Genomic DNA, 18893 nt, shown 5'->3' on the forward strand with positions numbered 1-18893 from the left:
TTTTATATGGGTTTTGATGTTGTTTTATTCGTTATCGTTATCTTCATCAGCGCCATTCGGATAAATCCGTTTAAGCTGCTTAATGCCGCCTTTGTAAGAATAGGCTTCGTAACCTGCTTTTTGCATACGTTCTGCTAAAACAGCCGATTGTGTGCCAAAAGGGCAATAAAGAACATAAGGTTGAGTTTTTTGAAGGTCGCGCAGATTATTCATCAATTTGCCTGCTGTATAGTTTTTGGCACCTGCTACGTGCCAATCGTCATACAGGCTTTCCGGTTGGCAATCGATGATAATGGCATTTCTTGGAATTTCTTCAATAAAAACAGAATGTTGTGCGACGTCTTCATCGGTTACGTCAAACATATCATAAATACGCGCCCCTTCGACCGCTTGGGTTAGAATGTCAAAATTCATGCGTTTTTCTTCTGTCTCAATCGTCTTACGACCGGATTTAACAGCGGGACGACGCTTGTTTAACGCACAATATTCCGGGATTTTCTCTGATAGTTTGTCTGTGCCGATTATGCGGGCATCGCGAATGATTTGTTCTTTGTCAAACCCGATAAGCGGGCGCAAAACGGGGATGTCAGAAACTTCATCAATCGTATTCAGATTGGAAAGGGTTTGCGAAGAAACCTGTCCCAACGCTTCGCCTGTTACAATAGCATCAGCACCGATCCGTTTGGCAATTTCGCAGCCTGCGCGATACATTTGACGTTTCAGAATGACTTGCCACCAGTCCGGGCGTGTATTAGCGCGCAGGTCATTGATAACATCTTCAAAATCAATGCAATAAAGTTTGGGTCGTGTGCCGGCCCCCCAGCGATCGCACAGGACTTTGGTGATTTCAACGACCATGCGTTCATAGGCGGCCCCTGCCAGGTTGCAGAAGACAAAGTCATTCATCGCACCGCGTTTCATTAAATACCATGCGGCAACAACGGAATCAAAGCCGCCTGAAATCAAGGTTATTGCGTTGCCCTGAATGCCGATGGGAAAACCTCCTGGACCGTTGATTTTGCGGGTGTAAAAATAGGCAAGATCACCAACAACGTCAGCCTTAATCATCACGTCGGGATTGTCCAGATCAACTTTTTTGGCAAAAGGACGAAGGCATCCGCCAACTTGGCGTTCCATTTCGACGGACGTGAATTTCTTGCGCTGTCCCAACCGTTTGATACGTACAGCGAAAGATTTATCCTGAACAAGATCTTTATAAAGCTCTACTGCGGCCTCTTTATGTGCTTCCAGACCACCATCAATGATTTTGTCGATAGGGGAAAATGTCGCGACACCAAACGTGCGCGACAAGACATCCAACGCTTTTTCTTGATTGTCGGTATGAACTTGAATGCGGCCTTGATGACCGATGATTTCAAAGTTTATATCGGCGCGCTCCAAGCCTTCGTTCATGTTGGAACGGAGCAGTTTTTGAAACTTTTTGCTGGTTGCAGGCGCTTTTAATAAAATTTCCGGAGCCAAGCGGACAATAATGACATGCGGGTATCGTGTGGACACTTCCATGACGCACTCTTTCATAGACCAAGGGTGTAAGGGGGTGTGACGCGCCTTGTACTCTTCCTTTTTAAAACTGTCAAATATTCAAAAAGAGTATTGAAAATACATCTTCAAACATGGTACATAAAATAAATAGAAAGTGGTGAGTGTTGTGACCAACTAGAGCATGTCCCTTTTGATTTGAACCATGTGTCATGCTCTAGATTATTGATTTTACGCAAATACGTCGTCACAATCTAAAACAGGTTGCTCGGGGTTTGCTCTGGATTTTGATTGTGGCAGTCATAGCCTTTGCCCTCGTTACTATAGGAAATATGACTGTGCATTTGTCGAAATTTACGGATTATTCTTTGCGTGTAATGGTTTATCTGGCGGCTAAACCGGATGAGCTCAGCACAATTGATGAAATTTCGGACAAACATGGGATTTCAAAGGAGCATTTGCGTAAAATTGTCCACAACCTTGCACAAAATTCCTTGATCGAAAGTCGACGTGGGCGTGGTGGCGGTATTCGGTTGGCTCATCGGGCGGGTGATATCAAAATCGGCACAATTGTTCGTGTTGCCGAAGACGGATTTCATATTGCGGAATGTTTTCGCCCTGATGGGGGAAACTGCCGAATTTCCGGGTGTTGCCAATTAAATGACATGTTTCACGAAGCCTTGAATGCTTTTCTAAGCGTTTTGGATAAATACACACTCGCTGATATTTTAACTGGGCAGCCGGTTTTGTTTCAACGATTGGGATTGTTTGATTTTATGCATCAAACGGGACAGCAATAATGATAAATAATTATCAAGATGGTGTCAGCGAAGAAATGATTTCTACGCTTGTGCACAAATTTTACGATGTAATCCGTGATGATACGGCCTTAGGACCGATTTTTAACGAACGAATTACGCAATGGGATCATCATTTACAGACAATGTGTGATTTCTGGTCATCCATTACCTTGAAAACCCGCCGTTTTCAAGGACGCCCCATGTTGAAACATCAATTGATTGCGGACCGCACACGCCCTGATAATTTTGCACGTTGGCTTGAACTTTTTAAACAGGCGGTTGAGGAGGAAATACCCCCTCATTTACAGATGGAATTTTTGGAACCTGCGGCCCGAATTGCGCAAAGTTTGCAAATTGGCATGTTTCAGGTGCCCTTTGATAAAAAGGAGGTTCAGAACCAACTGAACCTCCTTGAAGGAAAAAACGAAGTTGCCTAAGCCTCCTACTCGATAACTAGACTGCCCCAGATATCGTAATCTTCAGCGTGTTCGGCCTTAACCTTGACAATATCGCCCGGTTTTAGGTCCAGTTCACCATTGATGTAGACTTCGCCATCAATTTCGGGGGCGTCCCCTTTGGTGCGTCCAACGGCGCCTTCTTCATCGACTTCATCAATGATGACATCAAAGATTTTGCCAATTTTGGCTTGCATTTTTTCATCGGAAATTTGACGTTGGAACTCCATTAGACGGTTCCAGCGTTCTTCCTTCACTTCTTCATCGACAGGGTCGGGCAGTTCGTTGGCAGCCGCCCCTTCGACGGCTTCATATTTAAAACAGCCAACGCGGTCCAGTTGGGCTTTTTCCAACCAATCGAGCAAATATTCAAAATCTTCTTCGGTTTCACCGGGGAAGCCAACGACGAATGTAGAACGAATGGTAATTTCAGGACAGATTTCACGCCATTTTTTGATGCGCTCCAGCAATTCAATTTGATTGCCGGGTCGTTTCATCAATTTCAGAATACGGGGGGAGGCATGCTGGAACGGAATATCCAGATAAGGTAAAATTTTACCTTCAGCCATCAAAGGAATAACATCATCAACATGCGGGTAGGGGTAAACATAATGCAGACGGGTCCAGACTTTTTGATCCCCCAAGGCATTACAGAGATCATACATCTTGGTCCGCACAGATTTACCGTAAAAATCGCTTTCTTCATAGCGTAGGTCGGACCCATAAGCGCCCGTGTCTTGAGAAACAAGCAAGATTTCCTTCACGCCGCTAAGCGCCAGATTTTCAGCTTCTTTCAACACTTCGCCAGCAGGGCGGGAACGTAACTTGCCGCGCATGGACGGAATGATACAGAAAGTACAGGTCTGGTTGCACCCTTCTGAAATTTTTAAGTACGCATAATGGCGCGGTGTCAGTTTGATGCCTTCTGCCGGGATTAAATCCATGTGCGGGTTGTGCAATGGAGGGGAGGCCAGATGAACAGCTTCCATAACCGATTCATATTGATGCGGACCACTGACAGCTAAAACACCGGGATGGACTTCACGAATACCATCTTCGTCTACGCCCAGACAGCCTGTGACGATAACCTTACCATTTTCGGTTAAGGCTTCGCCAATGGCGTCAAAAGATTCTTGTTTGGCGCTGTCGATAAAGCCGCATGTGTTGACAATGACGGCATCTGCGCCCTCATAGGAAGGTGAAATTTCGTAGCCTTCTGCGCGAAGCCGTGTCAGGATACGTTCAGAATCAACCAGTGCCTTTGGGCAACCCAGGCTGACAATACCGATTTTTGGAATGTGCGTGTTCATGGCGGCTTATATAATCCTTGTCCATGCACAAGTAAAGAACAGGCAGAGGAAACATACATGAAACTTGTTCGTTTTGGCGAAAAAGGAAGCGAGAAACCGGGCGTTCTGGATAATCAAGGCAGTATTCGCAGTCTGGAAGGGTATTTGGAAGATATTGACGGGTGTAGTATTGCAGCCGGTGCGTTTGATCGTATCGCTGAATTAAATCTAGACAGCCTGCCTGTGATCGAAGATGTGCGACTTGGCCCATGTGTCGGCAATATTGGTAAAATCCTGTGTATTGGCCTGAATTATTCTGATCACGCTGCAGAAGCCGGAATGGATGTACCGCGCGAACCGGTCTTGTTTACCAAAGCGACCAGCGCCATTAATGGCCCGAATGATGATGTCTTATTGCCACGTGGCTCGGTCAAAACAGATTGGGAATGCGAGTTAGCGGTCGTCATCGGTAAGCATGCCAAGTATGTCAGTGAAGACGAGGCATTGGATTACGTTGCAGGCTATTGCATCTTAAACGATGTATCGGAACGGGCCTATCAAATTGAAAGCACTGGGCAATGGGTGAAAGGGAAATCGTGCGATACATTTGCACCCATTGGCCCATGGCTGGTGACAAAAGATGAAATATCGGACCCGCAAAATCTGTCGATGTGGCTGGAAGTCAATGGAAAACGTTTTCAGGAAGGCACCACCGAAACAATGGTGTTTGGTGTACGTCACCTGATTAGTTATTTATCGCGCTTTATGTCTTTGCAGCCTGGTGATGTTATATCGACCGGGACACCGCCAGGGGTCGGCATGGGGCAAAATCCACCTGTTTATCTGAAGGCAGGTGATGAAATGGTGTTGGGGATTCAGGGGTTGGGGGTACAGCGTCAAAAGGTTGTCGCTGAATCATAATCCGAGTAGGAGGGCTGGTTATTCCAGCCCGTCTTTCTTTTTCAATTCCTGAATTTCTTCTTCAACACGTTTTTTTAAAACCGGATTGGTTTCATATTCATAACCCAATTCATCAAATGTCGGGACTGTATCGGGGGCTTGGCTGCGTGGGTCTGTTTTATCTTTGATTGGGCTTTCCACGTTGAATTTGCCAAGTCCTTCTTGCAATAAATTTTTGATGTGGTCGTCGGTGCTCATGGCTTATCCTTTCAAAAAGTTTTCAACAATCTGAATTTGCTGGCTTTTGTTCAATGCCGGTGCGTGGCCGCATCCTGCAATCTCAATCACTTGGGCTTTGGGGCCGATTTTGGTCATGCGTTCAGCCCATTGGGGCAATAACAGATCGGACACTTGCCCCCTGAGAACCAATGTTGGGCAGGGGATCTGGGCATATTCATCCCATAAGTCATAGTCATCGGGATGTGCTGTAAACTGCGTGACGATTTTAGGGTCGTAATGGGTGGTAATGTGACCGTTATCCATACGGCGATAGGATGTTTCACACATGAACCGCCAGTGTTCATCCGTTAAGTAGCCATATGGTTCGTAAATCGTGCGCAGGTATTCCTCTAGGTCCGACATGCTGTTAAATACAGGTGGATTACCGACATAGGTGAGGATGCGCTCAACGGCACTGGGGGCCAGTTCGGGGGCAATGTCATTGATTATCAAATGATTGATACTGTTTTTTAAGGGGCCAGAAGCTAACCGAATCCCTAAGGCACCGCCCATGGATGTTCCAATATAATCGAAACTGTAAAAACCAAAAATTTCACAGATCTTCAGGGCGACTTTTTCATAGAAATCAAAGGAATATTGTTTTTCGGGATCATTGGCCCATTGTGAGAGGCCGCGCCCTGGCGTGTCAGGACAAAGGATACGGTAATGTTTGGATAATGCTTGTGCAATATGGTCGAAGTCACGTCCTGTTCTGGCTAATCCATGCCACATGAGAATGGCATGCGGTTTATCCAGTCCCCATTCGGTAACGTGGATTTCACAACCATCAACTTGAATATAATGCGAGACAGGTTCGTTTTGACCTAACATGTCGCCTCCTTTTTAATTGTTCTATTGATAGCAAAGAAAGCGAGAAAGAGAAAGGCTCCTCACTGGGGAAGTGAGGAGCCTTTCATTTGGGAACGTTGTTCAAAACTTTAGTGGCGATGATCCTGCAAGACCTTAAAGGGTGCGCAGATCGGGGAAAGGAAGTGCAAAATGAACCGCCGTTTAAAAACAACTTAAAAAAAAGATACTCTCAAAACATCGTTGTGAAAATCGCAATGACTACGCAGTATTCATACCTATTACTACGTAGTATGTTTTTTACACTTTCGTGATATGCTTAGAAAAAATTTTGCAATGAGAAAATGTGAATGCTGCGTCTGAAAATTCTCCTGCTGGCTGTGCTTCCTTTGTTTTTTGCTGTCAGTGCCATTATATTTATTCTGTTTTTTCAATCTGATACGTTGATTGACGAACAGTTGCAGCGTGTGGAAACCAATGTAATTTCGGCAAAACATGATGAATTGCGCCATTATATGAATATGGCCCTAACCGCAGTGGATCATGTTTATGAAAACGCAAAAGAAGACGATCAACTGGCCCGTGAAGAAGTAAAAGCTATTTTAAATAAGCTGACTTATGGAAAAGATGGTTACTTTTTTGTCTATGACGGCAGTGGTACAGGGCTTGTGCATCCCGGTCAGCCAGAAATTGTTGGACTGAACTGGTGGGGGCTGCAAGACAGCAAAGGCCGCCTTGTTATTAAAGAATTGACGGAACGTGCGCGCAATGGCGGTGGTTATTATCGCTATCTGTGGGAAAAACCATCCAGTAATACGGTGGGGGAAAAGCTGGCTTACGCCGTTATGCTTGAAAAATGGGACTGGATGATAGGTACCGGGATTTATTTGGATGAAATTTACGAGGAAATTGAAGCGCGCAAACGTGAAATTAAAAATCGTATTCAACATACGTTTATGATGATTTTCTGGATTGCGATTTTTGCATTGGTTGCGGTTTTCGTGTCTGGTCTTGTGATTAATGCAAATGAACGTAAGCTGGCAGATACCAAATTGAAGGAACTGACACAACGAATTGTGGAATTCCAAGAAGAAGAACGCGGCAGGGTTTCACGTGAACTGCATGATGGGATTAGTCAAATTTTGGTTTCGGTAAAATATTCCATCGAATTGGCCATTGATAAGATCAAAGCCGGGGCTAGTGATGCGATTAAACCGATGGAAAAAGGCGCCAAAGGATTACAAGAAGCCATTGGCGAAGTCAGGCGTATATCACGTGACTTACGCCCGAGCGTTCTGGACGATATTGGCCTGTCCGCCGCGTTGGAGGCCATGTGTTTTGAATTTGGGGAAAGAACAGGGATTAAAGCCTCCTTTCAAAAGCACTTGTTTACAAAACAACTCGCACCAGATGTAAAAACAACCCTGTTTCGTATTGCGCAAGAAGCATTAACCAATATTGAACGCCATTCTGGTGCATCCGAAGTGCGTCTGGAATTAATGAAACGCGTAGACGGGATCAGGATGGTTATTTCTGATGATGGTGTTGGTTTTGATGTGTTACGGATGGAAGGACGAAAAAATGCATTCCAAGGGATAGGCTTGCGTAACATGCAGGAACGTATAGAATTTCATGGTGGCGAGTTGACGGTCTGGTCATCGCCCGATAAAGGTACGGTGGTTGAAGCCAAGCTTCCTCTGAGAGTGTTACAGGATGAAATATGACAGACGAAAATAAGAAAATTCGGGTTCTTTTGGTGGATGATCACCCTCTTGTTTTGGACGGCATTCGATCCAGATTGGAAGATGATCCGGAAATTGCAATAGTCGGGGAAGCAGGAAACGGCGAAGAAGCGCTGCAAATCGCAACGGAACGTAACCCAGATATTGTCTTAATGGATATTAATATGCCTGTGTTGAACGGGATTGAGGCGGCTGAAAAGTTTGGAGAACTCCTGCCTGATATTCGATTGTTGATGCTAACCATGCATGATAGTCGGGAATATATTACGAAAGTTCTTAAGGCAGGGGCAAAAGGCTATATCTTAAAAGATGTGTCCTCCAGTGAAATGCTCATTGCGATTAAAGCAGTATATCAAGGTAAGACATATTATAGTTCCGGTGTGACTGACATTTTGGTCAATGAAAGCAGCAAGAAAGAAGTGCCTTTAACGGATCGTGAAAAAACGATTTTGCAATTGCTGGCTGAAGGAAACAGCAACAAACATGTGGCGCGTGAACTTGATATTAGTGTAAGAACGGTTGAAACACATCGCCGAAATATAAAACGGAAGTTGGAAGTGAAGACCTCAGCCGGGCTTGTTAAGTACGCGATCGAAAACGGTATTGTTGAGCTTTAGCATCAATTTGATGTGTAAGTGGAATTTGAAAGAAAACGGCGGATAATCAAATGGATATGAGTGAAATCCTTGCGCAAATGAGTGAAAAGTTCATTGAAACAGCGCATGAAAAAATAGCTCGTCTGAATGAAATTCTCGTGCTTTTAAGTCGTTCGAATGAGGATGAAAAAAGCTTATTGGAAGAATTCCACCGTGAAGTTCATAGTCTGAAGGGAATGGGTGGTACCTTTCAAATGCCGTTGGTGTCCAAGCTTTGCCATAAATTCGAAGATTTTTTATCGGGGGAGAAAAAAAGTTCAGATGGCTTGATTGGGGATTGTTATGCCTATCTTGATCGACTAAACGACCTTATCGAAAGCGGGCAGGCCGGGGATTTAGAGAAAATAGAGATATGGCTTGCCAATTTGCCGCAGAAAGGAACAGTTGCGGAGCCCCATTCAGAATCAAAACGTAATAAGGTCCTGATCATCTCATCTTCGCCAGAAATGGTGAATGAAATTACACCGCTGTTTCAAGATAACGGCTTTACGGTAACCAGCGCATCATCGGCATTTCGTGGCTATAAGGCAGCGGTCTTGCACAAACCGGATGTGGTGCTATCTGCACAGGTGCAAGATGAAATGGATGGGGCGGAATTGATTCGAAGTCTCGGGTCGTTACAGGCGTTGTCCCAAACAAAATTTGCGATGATTTGCCCGGATCGCAGACAAGCATTGTCTGAAAATTTGCAAGGCGTTCAGTTGTTGTCAGAAGCAAACGTGGCAATTGATGTTATGAATTTTATCGCTGTTGTCGTTACAGCTTAGAAATTGTTTTATTTTTCCTATTTGCCTGCTAGCATGTAATGATTGCGATTCTGGTGTTTACCAGTTTTCAATGCATGCAATGACGCGTTTTGGCGTTTTAGTTCGGGGATAATATATGAACATCACCTTTGATATAAAGGTCGTTGAAAATGATGTCGTTTTGCGCCTTATTCCAATTTTGGATATGGCCATTGCGGAAGAGTTTCTGTCATCTCTGCGCGAGTGTGCTTCCATGATGAAAAACCTTATTCTTGATAGTCAAGACGTAGAACGTCTTTCAACACCCTGTATTCAAGTTATGCTTGCTGCGGCTTCAGAGATAGAGAGTAAAGGCCTAAAAATCACTGTGCGCAATATTAGCGAAGGTTTTCAACGCGGTATGTGTGACCTTGGGCTTGTTGAATATTTAGATAATTGGAGTAGAAGTTAATGGGATTGCGTGTGTTAGCCGTCGATGATTCCAAAACCATGCGTGATATGGTTGGGTTCACCTTAAGAAATGCGGGACATGAAGTCATTGAGGCAGGTGACGGTGAAGATGCGCTTGGGAAACTGGGCAGTGATCGTGTTGATCTCATTATTACGGATATTAACATGCCGCGAATGGATGGGATTGCCCTGATTAAAGAATTACGTGCGCATAATATCCATAAGTCGACGCCTATTCTTGTTTTGACGACAGAATCTGATAACAGCAAAAAAAATGAAGGCCGTGCCGCCGGGGCGACGGGATGGATTGTGAAACCTTTTAGCCCGGATAAACTGCTACAGGTCGTTGCTAAAGTCTGTCCCTAAAAACATAGAAAAATAGAAGGGTACGCAAACAGTGCCGCAGGAATTCGATTTAAACCAATTCAAAGTGACGTATTTTGAAGAATGTCAGGACCTTCTGGAAATCGCAGAAGAACATCTGAGCATACTTCAAGCGCAACTTGACGATGTTGATGTCGAAACGCTGCATGCGATATTTCGTTGTGTTCATTCAATAAAAGGTGGCGCTGGAGCCTTTAATTTTACGGGATTGATTGAGTTTTCACATATTTTGGAAACCGCTTTGGATCTGTTGCGAGAAGGTAAAATTAGGCCGAACCATAATTTAGTAGATTGTTTAATTCGATCAAATGATGTGCTTGGTAGTTTGGTTCATATGGCACAGAAGGAAATCGAACCTTCCCCGGATATCTGGAAAGGTATTGCTTGCGAACTTGAAAATTTTTCGGGCATTAATGATGTAGATTCATTGGATGAAGAAGAAATTTCTCCTCTTTTAGCGTCTGTTGCGAATTATAATTTAACTGCGGATGAAGAAGAAGAACAAGGGTGGGGTTTGTTCCTTGAAAATATTTTACCGCCTTCTTCTCAAGCGTCTGAGGTGGAAAAAGATGATCAAGGCTGGGGGCTATTTGAAGACGTATCAGAGATTGAGAAAAAAGTAGAAACCGAGCTTGCTCCAGAATTAACGAAACCGCATTACCGTATACGCTTTGTCCCGGAGCCGCATATGCTCCAATTTGCCAATGAACCGTTATTGCTGGCGCGTGAGTTGAAAACTCTGGGGGATTGCATTGCTCATGTGGATGTTTCGCGTTTACCTAAGCTTGCCGATATTTCACCAGATGTGGCTTATTTAAGTTGGTTTTTTGATCTGTATACAGATCGTAGTGTCGCGGACATTGAAGAAGTTTTTGAATTCGTAATTGACGATTGTCTGCTCGAAATTGAACTTGTGGATGCCAAGAAACAAAACGAAGTAACATCTGATGTGATGGTGAAAGAACCGGATGTGGCTGATATCCCTCAAACGGAGGCTTTAGCCAACCGATCAGGTGAGATAGAGCCTCGGGAAAGCACATCTGCACCTAGTCCCCAAAAGGAACAGCCTTTATCTAAAACCGAAGTCAAGAAAGTTGATGCGCCAGCAAATGGCAATATTTCAGCACCGACAGTGTCTTCTATTCGTGTGGATCTGGATCGTGTTGATCGTTTGGTCAATATGGTGGGCGAATTGGTTATTACCCAATCTATGCTGAAACAACAAGCTGATGAACTGGCAAACAATGCGGGATTGCGGATGACGCAAGGCTTCGAGGAACTGAACGCTCGAACCCGGGAATTACAAGAAAGTGTGATGGCAATTCGGATGCAGCCTGTTAAATCCGTTTTTTCTCGTATGCCTCGACTTGTGCGGGAACTGTCTGCGAAACTGGGTAAAAAAATAGACCTTATAACCTCGGGTGAAATGACCGAGGTCGATAAGACGGTTATTGAACAATTAATGGACCCCTTAACCCATATGATCCGCAATTCAGTTGATCATGGGGTGGAGACGCCAGAAGAAAGACGCAAAGCCGGTAAACCGGAACGAGCACGTATATTCCTGCGTGCGGAGCATAAAAGCGGACGTATCCAGATCGAAGTCAGCGACGATGGGCGTGGCATAGATCGTGATCGTGTTCTTGCCAAGGCAGAAGAAAGAGGTCTGATCGAGCGTGATTCTGAAATAGATGCACAAATCATTGATAATTTAATTTTTACACCGGGGTTTTCGACAGCAGATTCCGTAAGTGATGTATCCGGTCGTGGCGTTGGAATGGACGTCGTTCGACGTAATATTGTTAGCCTTGGGGGACGAATTTCTGTTTTTTCAACACCGGGGGAAGGCGCACGTTTTCTGATGTCCTTGCCTTTGACGTTAGCTGTTCTTGATGGAATGATCGTCAAATGTGGGGCTGAAAAATATATTATTCCACTGACATCGATTATCGAAAGCATTCATCCGGTTCGTGAAGAAATTAAAAGCTTGATGAACGGTGGTACATTGGTTTCGGTCCGTGGGCAGTACATCCGAATTGTTAATCTGCACCATCTGTTTAATTTGAAAGATGCCATTACCGACCCGGCAGAGGCCCTTGTCGTGATTGTGGAGACCGAGCGTTACGGTTATGTCGGTATCATGGTCGATGAGCTGTTGGGGCAGCAACAGGTGGTTATCAAAAGCCTTGAAGAAAATTATGATCCGATTGCCGGTGTTGCAGCAGCGACTATTCTCGGCAATGGTAAAGTCGCATTGATTTTAGATGTAGACGGTTTAGCGGAAATGGAATATGGCGCAGAAAAACGCCGTAAAAATAAAAGCCTGCAACGGCAAGTTTTTTTGACTGGAGAGTAAAGGCATGTCTTCGACACATAATTACCTAATGCCACATGATCAAAAAGGCGAGAATATTCAGGAAAGTGCGACTGAAACCCGCCAATATATTTCTTTCACGATCGGGCAGGAAGAATACGGTGTTGATATTATGGCCGTTAGGGAAATCAAGGCATGGACCGATACAACCCATTTACCAAACACGCCAGAATATATGCGTGGTGTTTTGAATTTGCGCGGCGTGATCGTTCCTATTTTTGATTTGCGCTGTCGTTTCGGTATGGGATTGACGCAAGCAACTAATATGCATGTCGTTGTGATCGTGCAGGTCGGACAGCGTATGGTCGGGATGTTGGTTGACGCTGTATCCGATATTCTGACGATCGCAGAAGGCGAGATTCAACAAATGCCACAGATGGAACGCAATATTGATGATGAATATCTAAGCGGACTCGTGACGGTTAAAGATCGATTGGTTGCATTGTTAGATGCTGATCTTTTATTTAATCAGCAATCTATCGAGAATGGCGTTGTGCTGGGTAAAGCTGCTTTAGGGGATAAATAAGATGAGTGAATATATGGAATACAGACACTCTTTTTGGCAGTTGTCCCGTAAGATACCGCTTTTTATTGCACTTTGTTCTGCATTTAGTGCACTTCTTGTTGTTATTTTTGCTCTTGTTCAAATTGAAAATTTCGAAAAGGCTAAAGTGAAGGAAAGCTTTAGCGTTCTTGCAGAAGAGCGTGTCAAAGAACTTGAAAATTATTTCAGCGGTGTGGAATCTGATCTGCAAATTGTAGCCGATGCCCCCATGACCAAAAAAGCCCAACTGGCCTTTAGTCGGGCGTGGCAGATGATGGATGGGACACCTGCAGAAATTTTGAAGAAACAATATGTGGAACAAAATCCTTATCCGGCTGGAGAAAAACAAAAACTGATTTTCAAAGACGATGATTTGACCGCTTATGGCCAGGTTCATAAAGCGTATCATCCGTGGTTTTCAAATTTTGCTGAAAAACGTGGTTATCGCGATATCTTATTGGTTAATTTGGACGGGAATGTTGTTTACTCCGTCTATAAAGAAACAGATTTTGCAAGTAATTTGACAGGTGGAAATTCTGAATTTAATCCATTGGCTCAAACTTTTCAGGCGAGTTTGAAATTACGCAAAGGTGAACAAATCTTTACCGATTTCAGTTTATATGAAGCGAGTGAGAAGCAGGCGGCCGCATTCATTGGGCAGCCGATCGTTATTGAAGGCTTTACAAAAGGTGTTTTGATTTTCCAACTATCCGTTGATCCGATTAATCAAGTCATTTCAAAGCGAAAAGGGCTGGGTAAAACAGGGGAAGCCATACTCGTTGGTGCAGACCGCCTTGCGCGAAACCAATCTCCTTTGTTTGATCGGGAAACTGTTTTAAAGCGTGAAGTCGGTGGGGCGCATGTGCGCAAAGCATTAGATGGACAAACGGGAATTGTAGAAGCGGAAATTATCCAAGCGGGTCATACTGAACCGAGTAATCATTTCATTGCATATGCGCCATTTAATTTTAAAGGCGTGAATTTTGCTTTTGTGGTTGCACAAGATTCTGCTGAAGTGCTCGCTTTTTTAAGTGATATACAAAATATGCTGTTATTGACAATGGCTGGTGTTGTCGGCGTTGTGGTTGTTATTGGTATATTTATTGGAAAAAGTATTTCGCGCCCGATCACCGAAATGACAGAATTGGTCTCTGAACTGGCTGCGGGTCGTGTCAAAACGGTAGAAATGCAGGACCGGGGAGATGAACTTGGCTTAATGGCCTTGTCATTGAACCAGATTTATATGATGAGTGTTGAAAACACACGCATCCGTACGGCTTTAGATAATGCGACAACCTGTATCATGGTTGCTGATGCAGATCGTGATATCATTTATATGAATAATGCCATTGTAGAGATGTTTCGAGTGGCTGAAAATGATATCCGAGAAATTTTGCCTCAGTTCGATGTGAATAATATCTTGGGTCAATCCCTTGATGTTTTTCAAAGTGATCCACAATATCAGGCTGATACATTGTCAGGTCTAAATACACCAGAGAAAATCCGTAGAACGATGGGGCGTCGAACTTTTGATTTGACAATGGCACCTGTTCGCGATGGCGACGGTCGACGTCTTGGCAGTGTCGTTGAATGGCTGGATTTGACCGATAACTTGGAACGTCGGGAATTAGACGAAACGACAGCGATTGAAAATTATCGTATCCGCACTGCCTTGGATAATGCGACCACTTGTATGATGGTTGGAGATTCTGAAGGCGAAATCGTTTACGTCAACCCTGCGGCACATAAAATGTTTGCAGTAGCGGAGAACGATATCCGGCAGGTTTTACCAAATTTTGATGCGAAAGACATTTTGGGCCAACCGATTAATGTGTTTAAGAATACTTTTGATGGTCGAGAAAAATATTCGATTAACGAGGAGGGCGTTCAGCAAGCACGCATTAAAATGGGCAGCCGTACTTTCGATCTGACTGCCGCATCCGTTAAGGATGGAGAAGATACGGACTACGGCGATGTTGTTGAATGGAAAGATATCACCGACCAGCTGGCAGTGCAGGAAGAGGTCGATAATGTTGTACGCAGTGTGGTTAATGGGGACTTCTCTCAACAAATTTCATTGAGTGGCAAACAAGGGTTTATGCTCTCTTTAGCGCAAAGTGTGAATGCTTTGACCGATACTGTTCGGGATGTTTTTGATGAGATTGTTCAGTCATTATCAGCTCTGGCAAAAGGCAATTTGGAATATCAAATTACAAAAGATTATTCCGGTACGTATGAAGCCTTGAAACAGGATACCAACCAGACATCGCAACGTTTAAGAAGTATTGTTGGTGATATTATCCTGGCCTCAAGCGAGATTACCAACGCCTCAAGGGAAATTTCTTCTGGTTCTATCGATTTGTCGCAAAGAACGGAAACGCAAGCCTCCAGCCTTGAAGAGACGGCGGCTTCTATGGAAGAAATGGCAACGACGATCAAGCAGAATGCAGACAATGCACAACAGGCCAATCAACTGGCCCGCAATGCACGTGATGTCGCAGAAGTCGGTGGTGAGGTTGTGGTGCAGGCTGTTGGGGCGATGTCGTCGATTGAAGAGTCTTCGCAAAAGGTGTCTGATATTATCGGTGTGATTGATGAAATTGCCTTCCAGACCAATTTGTTGGCCTTGAATGCAGCCGTTGAGGCCGCAAGAGCCGGGGACGCCGGGAAGGGGTTTGCCGTTGTTGCATCCGAAGTCAGAACGCTGGCACAACGCAGTGGCGAAGCCGCAAAAGATATTAAAAATCTTATTCTGGATAGTAATCAACAGGTTCGAAATGGTGTGAAACTTGTTGGTGATACCGGGGAGTCCCTTGAAGACATTGTGAACTCTATCAAACGCGTTGCGGATATTGTTTCCGAAATTGCAGCAGCAAGTCGGGAACAAGCCAGTGGGGTGGATCAAATCAATTCCGCCATTACACAGATGGATGAAATGACGCAGCAAAACGCGGCCCTAGTTGAAGAAAGTTCTGCAAGTGCACGGTCTTTGGAAGATCAATCAGAAAAAATGATGCAGTTGATTTCCTTCTTTGAAACAAGGAAAGAAATTGCAGGAGGGCTTGCTGCACCTGTTTCAAATAAGGTGGAAGAAGCGCCAGTTCCTGGTCCGTCGATGACTTCATCAACGCCGTCCTATGATGTATCTTTCGAAGATGAATTTGAATCTGAGTTAGGAGATTTGGATCCTCAACCACGAGAACGCGAGTCCGTTAAGAAAATTACGAATGGGCTAGCAAAGGCAGATGCAAACAGTGCGGATGCCGACTGGGAAGAATTCTAAGAGAGTGTCTGTGAATGACTGAAAAGAAATTCAAACTGATGACGCGTAAGAAAGAGACGCCAGCCGTTGCGCTAAAACCAAAGGTGCGCTTTATTGCTAAACCGAAAGAGCAAACGCGTGAGTTTCCATTTTCAGATAATGATTTTTCAACTCTTGCCGATTTAATTCAGTCTCGAACTGGCATTGTTATGAAAGATCATAAAAAGAATATGGTTTACAGCCGTCTGGTCCGTCGATTACGGGCTTTAAATATTGCTTCTTTTTCTGATTATTTACATTTTTTGGCAGGTAATCGCGGCGAGGGGGAAATTGGCAACTTGGTAAATGCAATAACCACCAATTTGACCCGTTTTTTTCGAGAAAATCATCATTTTGAACACTTAGCGGATGTGGCGTTGCCTGATGCAATAAAGGCGATAAAACAAGGGAAAAAAGATCGCCTACGATTATGGTCTGCAGGATGTTCATCCGGGGAAGAAGCTTATAGTATGGCAATGGTTTTGGATCAAATGCTGAATATGCGATCGGTCCCGAAAATAGATGCAAAAATCTTGGCGACGGATCTGGATAGCCATATGTTGGAAAAGGGGCGTTCAGGCGATTATGATCAAGCCATTTGTGAACACGTTCCCGAACAATATTTAACATATATTCAGCCCAGCAGCTTGAATACGGATAAATGCCATATATCCAATCATTTAAGAGATTATATCGCGTTTAAGCAATTGAATTTGATCTCTGAATGGCCCATGAAGGGGCCGTTCGATGCCATTTTTTGTCGAAATGTGATGATATATTTCGACCATCAGACCAAAGCGAAACTTACAAATAAGTTGGTGGACCTCCTCAAACCGGGGGGGTGGCTTTATCTTGGACATTCCGAGAACCTGTTGGATGTGGATAAACGTTTAGATCTATATGGGCGAACCATATACAGGCGCATAGGATAATGTGTGAAAGGGGGATTGATGGTTGAAGATAACAAATACCTTTCACAAGGTTCACATGATGAAAAAACATTCCGGCGCTATTGGGATCCAACGTTCAAACATTTCGCTGTTAAAGTTGGACCGGGGACGCATTATGTGACGACGAGCAAAGATGAAATGATTGTCACGACCTTGGGGTCTTGTGTGTCGGCCTGCATTCGAGATAGTGAACTGGGTGTAGGCGGGATTAATCATTTCATGTTGCCTGAAAGCGAAACTGGAAATTGGGGGGGCGTAAGTGCATCCATGCGCTATGGCAACTATGCAATGGAGGTTTTAATTAACGATATCCTTCGTATGGGGGGCGCGCGCAATCGTCTGGAGATTAAACTCTTTGGTGGTGCCAATGTGATGAATTCGCAAAACCTGATAGGAACTAAGAATGTCGAGTTTGTTGAAACCTACCTGCGTATTGAGCATATGGCGGTTTCAGCTCAACATTTAGGAGGTGAACAAGGAAGGCGAATTATTTATTTCCCGGAAACAGGGAAAGTAAAAATGAAACTGCTGGATAGCCAAGGGAATACTGTTGTTGCAGCCGAAGAGAGCAACTTCAAAAAACAAATTGAAAAGAGAGATGTTGAGGGATCTATCGAACTTTTTTAATTAGGGGAGAAGGAATAATAAAAATATGACCCGTGCCATTAAAGTACTGATTGTAGATGACAGCGCGCTTATCAGGCAGATGCTGACTTCTATCCTCAATAGTGATCCGGCATTGAATGTTGTTGGGACAGCCCCAGATGCATTGAAAGCACGCGAGATGATCAAGCAGTTAAATCCCGATGTGGTAACGCTTGATATCGAAATGCCCAAAATGAATGGGATTGATTTTCTGCGTAAAATCATGAAGTTACGACCTATGCCTGTTGTTATGATTTCAACAATGACACAAAATAGCGCGGCAATTACCTTAGAAGCTCTGGAAATTGGGGCTGTGGACTTTGTCGCGAAACCAAAACATGATGTAGAACGCGAACTTAGTGAAAAAGCAAAAGAGATTATTGCGAAGGTTAAAACAGCGGCCAATGCAAAAGTAAAGCCATTGGAAGAAACAATTTCTTCACCACTAAAAGAACCGATGGGGCCAATAGGTGATAGGGCACACCAATACGATATGATTGTCATAGGTGCATCAACTGGTGGTGTTGAGGCTTTGCGGACAATTATTTCTGATTTACCAAAGGAAATGCCGCCGATTTTTGTTGTGCAGCATATGCCGAAACAGTTCACCAAAACCTTTGCACAACGTTTAAATGGATTGGGCGAATTGACGGTTCATGAAGCCGAAGATTATATGATTGCGCGCTCAGGCCATGTTTATATTGCACCGGGCGACCGTCATTTACGTGTTGCAAAAAGTAAGGGCGAAGTTATCTGTCGTTTGATGGAGGGTAATCCTGTAAGCGGCCATATTCCGTCTGTGGATGTTTTGTTTGATTCTGTTTGTCATGTTGAGCCCGAGCGGACAATTGGTATTATGCTGAGTGGGATGGGTAAGGATGGGGCTGAGTCCATGTTGAAAATGCACCAAGCGGGAAGCTATACGGTTGGTCAAGATGAACAGAGTTGTGTTGTTTATGGCATGCCTAAAGCTGCTTTTGAAAAGGGCGGCATAGATGTGCAACTTGATCTTAAGAAAATTGCAAATGTCTTGATTTCACTTTGTCATAAAAATAAGGAAGCGGAGTGACA

At 44.1% G+C, this 18893-nt stretch carries 18 protein-coding genes; 14 read left to right on the top strand and 4 right to left on the bottom strand.

Annotated features, from left to right (window positions below; translation table 11 throughout):
• Positions 1-24 precede the first annotated feature (24 nt).
• Positions 25-1524, bottom strand: coding sequence for a tRNA uracil 4-sulfurtransferase ThiI (thiI, locus tag ACI0FF_RS09275; RefSeq protein ID WP_419796587.1), 1500 nt, complete (start codon positions 1522-1524; stop codon positions 25-27).
• 308 nt (positions 1525-1832) lie between these two features.
• Between thiI and ACI0FF_RS09280 the strand changes: the two genes are divergently transcribed.
• Together ACI0FF_RS09280 and ACI0FF_RS09285 are read left to right on the top strand one after the other, a co-directional pair.
• Positions 1833-2300 (top strand): RrF2 family transcriptional regulator, encoded by a 468-nt coding sequence (locus ACI0FF_RS09280; protein ID WP_419796588.1) that lies wholly within the window; start codon positions 1833-1835, stop codon positions 2298-2300.
• Positions 2300-2737, top strand: a complete 438-nt coding sequence (locus ACI0FF_RS09285) for a group III truncated hemoglobin (RefSeq protein WP_419796589.1) — start codon at positions 2300-2302, stop codon at positions 2735-2737. The genes ACI0FF_RS09280 and ACI0FF_RS09285 overlap by 1 nt, the downstream gene beginning before the upstream one ends.
• Before the next feature lie 5 nt (positions 2738-2742).
• Here the strand turns inward: ACI0FF_RS09285 and rimO are convergent, their stop codons facing one another.
• On the bottom strand, positions 2743-4065 hold the full coding sequence (rimO, locus tag ACI0FF_RS09290) for a 30S ribosomal protein S12 methylthiotransferase RimO (protein ID WP_419796590.1): 1323 nt from the start codon (positions 4063-4065) through the stop codon (positions 2743-2745).
• A gap of 57 nt (positions 4066-4122) precedes the next feature.
• Here rimO and ACI0FF_RS09295 point away from each other — a divergent pair, with 57 nt between their 5' ends.
• The gene (locus ACI0FF_RS09295; protein WP_419796591.1) at positions 4123-4965 is read left to right on the top strand and encodes a fumarylacetoacetate hydrolase family protein; all 843 of its coding nucleotides are present in this window, start codon (positions 4123-4125) and stop codon (positions 4963-4965) included.
• Positions 4966-4983: 18 nt separating this feature from the next.
• Here the strand turns inward: ACI0FF_RS09295 and ACI0FF_RS09300 are convergent, their stop codons facing one another.
• Together ACI0FF_RS09300 and ACI0FF_RS09305 are read right to left on the bottom strand one after the other, a co-directional pair.
• Positions 4984-5202: a hypothetical protein gene (locus ACI0FF_RS09300; protein WP_419796592.1), complete on the bottom strand. Its 219-nt coding sequence runs from the start codon at positions 5200-5202 to the stop codon at positions 4984-4986.
• A 3-nt stretch (positions 5203-5205) separates the two neighbouring features.
• Positions 5206-6054 (bottom strand): alpha/beta fold hydrolase, encoded by an 849-nt coding sequence (locus tag ACI0FF_RS09305; RefSeq protein ID WP_419796593.1) that lies wholly within the window; start codon positions 6052-6054, stop codon positions 5206-5208.
• Between the two features lie 326 nt (positions 6055-6380).
• Between ACI0FF_RS09305 and ACI0FF_RS09310 the strand changes: the two genes are divergently transcribed.
• The 11 genes from ACI0FF_RS09310 to ACI0FF_RS09360 all read left to right on the top strand — a co-directional run bounded on the left by ACI0FF_RS09310 (position 6381) and on the right by ACI0FF_RS09360 (position 18891).
• Positions 6381-7754, top strand: a complete 1374-nt coding sequence (locus ACI0FF_RS09310; protein WP_419796594.1) for a cache domain-containing protein — start codon at positions 6381-6383, stop codon at positions 7752-7754.
• Positions 7751-8389 carry a response regulator gene (locus ACI0FF_RS09315; RefSeq protein ID WP_419796595.1) on the top strand — a complete coding sequence of 213 codons (639 nt, stop codon included), beginning with the start codon at positions 7751-7753 and terminating at the stop codon, positions 8387-8389. The genes ACI0FF_RS09310 and ACI0FF_RS09315 overlap by 4 nt, the downstream gene beginning before the upstream one ends.
• A 56-nt stretch (positions 8390-8445) precedes the next feature.
• On the top strand, positions 8446-9195 hold the full coding sequence (locus tag ACI0FF_RS09320) for an Hpt domain-containing protein (RefSeq protein ID WP_419796596.1): 750 nt from the start codon (positions 8446-8448) through the stop codon (positions 9193-9195).
• Between the two features lie 115 nt (positions 9196-9310).
• Complete coding sequence (locus ACI0FF_RS09325) at positions 9311-9625, top strand: STAS domain-containing protein (RefSeq protein ID WP_419796597.1); 315 nt, start codon at positions 9311-9313, stop codon at positions 9623-9625.
• The gene (locus ACI0FF_RS09330; protein ID WP_419796598.1) at positions 9625-9990 is read left to right on the top strand and encodes a response regulator; all 366 of its coding nucleotides are present in this window, start codon (positions 9625-9627) and stop codon (positions 9988-9990) included. The genes ACI0FF_RS09325 and ACI0FF_RS09330 overlap by 1 nt, the downstream gene beginning before the upstream one ends.
• A 31-nt stretch (positions 9991-10021) precedes the next feature.
• The gene (locus ACI0FF_RS09335) at positions 10022-12364 is read left to right on the top strand and encodes a chemotaxis protein CheA (RefSeq protein ID WP_419796599.1); all 2343 of its coding nucleotides are present in this window, start codon (positions 10022-10024) and stop codon (positions 12362-12364) included.
• 4 nt (positions 12365-12368) lie between these two features.
• On the top strand, positions 12369-12908 hold the full coding sequence (locus ACI0FF_RS09340; RefSeq protein WP_419796600.1) for a chemotaxis protein CheW: 540 nt from the start codon (positions 12369-12371) through the stop codon (positions 12906-12908).
• 1 nt (position 12909) lies between these two features.
• Entirely contained in the window at positions 12910-16209 is a 3300-nt protein-coding gene (locus tag ACI0FF_RS09345) for a methyl-accepting chemotaxis protein (RefSeq protein ID WP_419796601.1), read from the top strand.
• A gap of 14 nt (positions 16210-16223) precedes the next feature.
• A complete protein-coding gene (locus ACI0FF_RS09350) occupies positions 16224-17159 on the top strand; it encodes a CheR family methyltransferase (protein WP_419796602.1) in 936 nt (311 codons plus the stop codon).
• Between the two features lie 18 nt (positions 17160-17177).
• Complete coding sequence (cheD, locus tag ACI0FF_RS09355) at positions 17178-17804, top strand: chemoreceptor glutamine deamidase CheD (protein ID WP_419796603.1); 627 nt, start codon at positions 17178-17180, stop codon at positions 17802-17804.
• Positions 17805-17829: 25 nt separating this feature from the next.
• Positions 17830-18891: a protein-glutamate methylesterase/protein-glutamine glutaminase gene (locus ACI0FF_RS09360; RefSeq protein ID WP_419796604.1), complete on the top strand. Its 1062-nt coding sequence runs from the start codon at positions 17830-17832 to the stop codon at positions 18889-18891.
• Positions 18892-18893 lie beyond the last annotated feature (2 nt).

This window comes from Terasakiella sp. 4MB5A, from assembly GCF_050058155.1.
Classification (GTDB): Bacteria; Pseudomonadota; Alphaproteobacteria; order Rhodospirillales; family Terasakiellaceae; genus Terasakiella; species Terasakiella halodenitrificans.

Bases quoted from the DNA above. Each gene is read 5' to 3' on its own strand.
- thiI (WP_419796587.1), bottom strand. From the start codon at position 1,524: ATGGAAGTGTCCACACGATACCCGCATGTCATTATTGTCCGCTTGGCT.
- ACI0FF_RS09280 (WP_419796588.1), top strand. From the start codon at position 1,833: ATGACTGTGCATTTGTCGAAATTTACGGATTATTCTTTGCGTGTAATG.
- ACI0FF_RS09285 (WP_419796589.1), top strand. From the start codon at position 2,300: ATGATAAATAATTATCAAGATGGTGTCAGCGAAGAAATGATTTCTACG.
- rimO (WP_419796590.1), bottom strand. From the start codon at position 4,065: ATGAACACGCACATTCCAAAAATCGGTATTGTCAGCCTGGGTTGCCCA.
- ACI0FF_RS09295 (WP_419796591.1), top strand. From the start codon at position 4,123: ATGAAACTTGTTCGTTTTGGCGAAAAAGGAAGCGAGAAACCGGGCGTT.
- ACI0FF_RS09300 (WP_419796592.1), bottom strand. From the start codon at position 5,202: ATGAGCACCGACGACCACATCAAAAATTTATTGCAAGAAGGACTTGGC.
- ACI0FF_RS09305 (WP_419796593.1), bottom strand. From the start codon at position 6,054: ATGTTAGGTCAAAACGAACCTGTCTCGCATTATATTCAAGTTGATGGT.
- ACI0FF_RS09310 (WP_419796594.1), top strand. From the start codon at position 6,381: ATGCTGCGTCTGAAAATTCTCCTGCTGGCTGTGCTTCCTTTGTTTTTT.
- ACI0FF_RS09315 (WP_419796595.1), top strand. From the start codon at position 7,751: ATGACAGACGAAAATAAGAAAATTCGGGTTCTTTTGGTGGATGATCAC.
- ACI0FF_RS09320 (WP_419796596.1), top strand. From the start codon at position 8,446: ATGAGTGAAATCCTTGCGCAAATGAGTGAAAAGTTCATTGAAACAGCG.
- ACI0FF_RS09325 (WP_419796597.1), top strand. From the start codon at position 9,311: ATGAACATCACCTTTGATATAAAGGTCGTTGAAAATGATGTCGTTTTG.
- ACI0FF_RS09330 (WP_419796598.1), top strand. From the start codon at position 9,625: ATGGGATTGCGTGTGTTAGCCGTCGATGATTCCAAAACCATGCGTGAT.
- ACI0FF_RS09340 (WP_419796600.1), top strand. From the start codon at position 12,369: ATGTCTTCGACACATAATTACCTAATGCCACATGATCAAAAAGGCGAG.
- ACI0FF_RS09345 (WP_419796601.1), top strand. From the start codon at position 12,910: ATGAGTGAATATATGGAATACAGACACTCTTTTTGGCAGTTGTCCCGT.
- ACI0FF_RS09350 (WP_419796602.1), top strand. From the start codon at position 16,224: ATGACTGAAAAGAAATTCAAACTGATGACGCGTAAGAAAGAGACGCCA.
- cheD (WP_419796603.1), top strand. From the start codon at position 17,178: ATGGTTGAAGATAACAAATACCTTTCACAAGGTTCACATGATGAAAAA.
- ACI0FF_RS09360 (WP_419796604.1), top strand. From the start codon at position 17,830: ATGACCCGTGCCATTAAAGTACTGATTGTAGATGACAGCGCGCTTATC.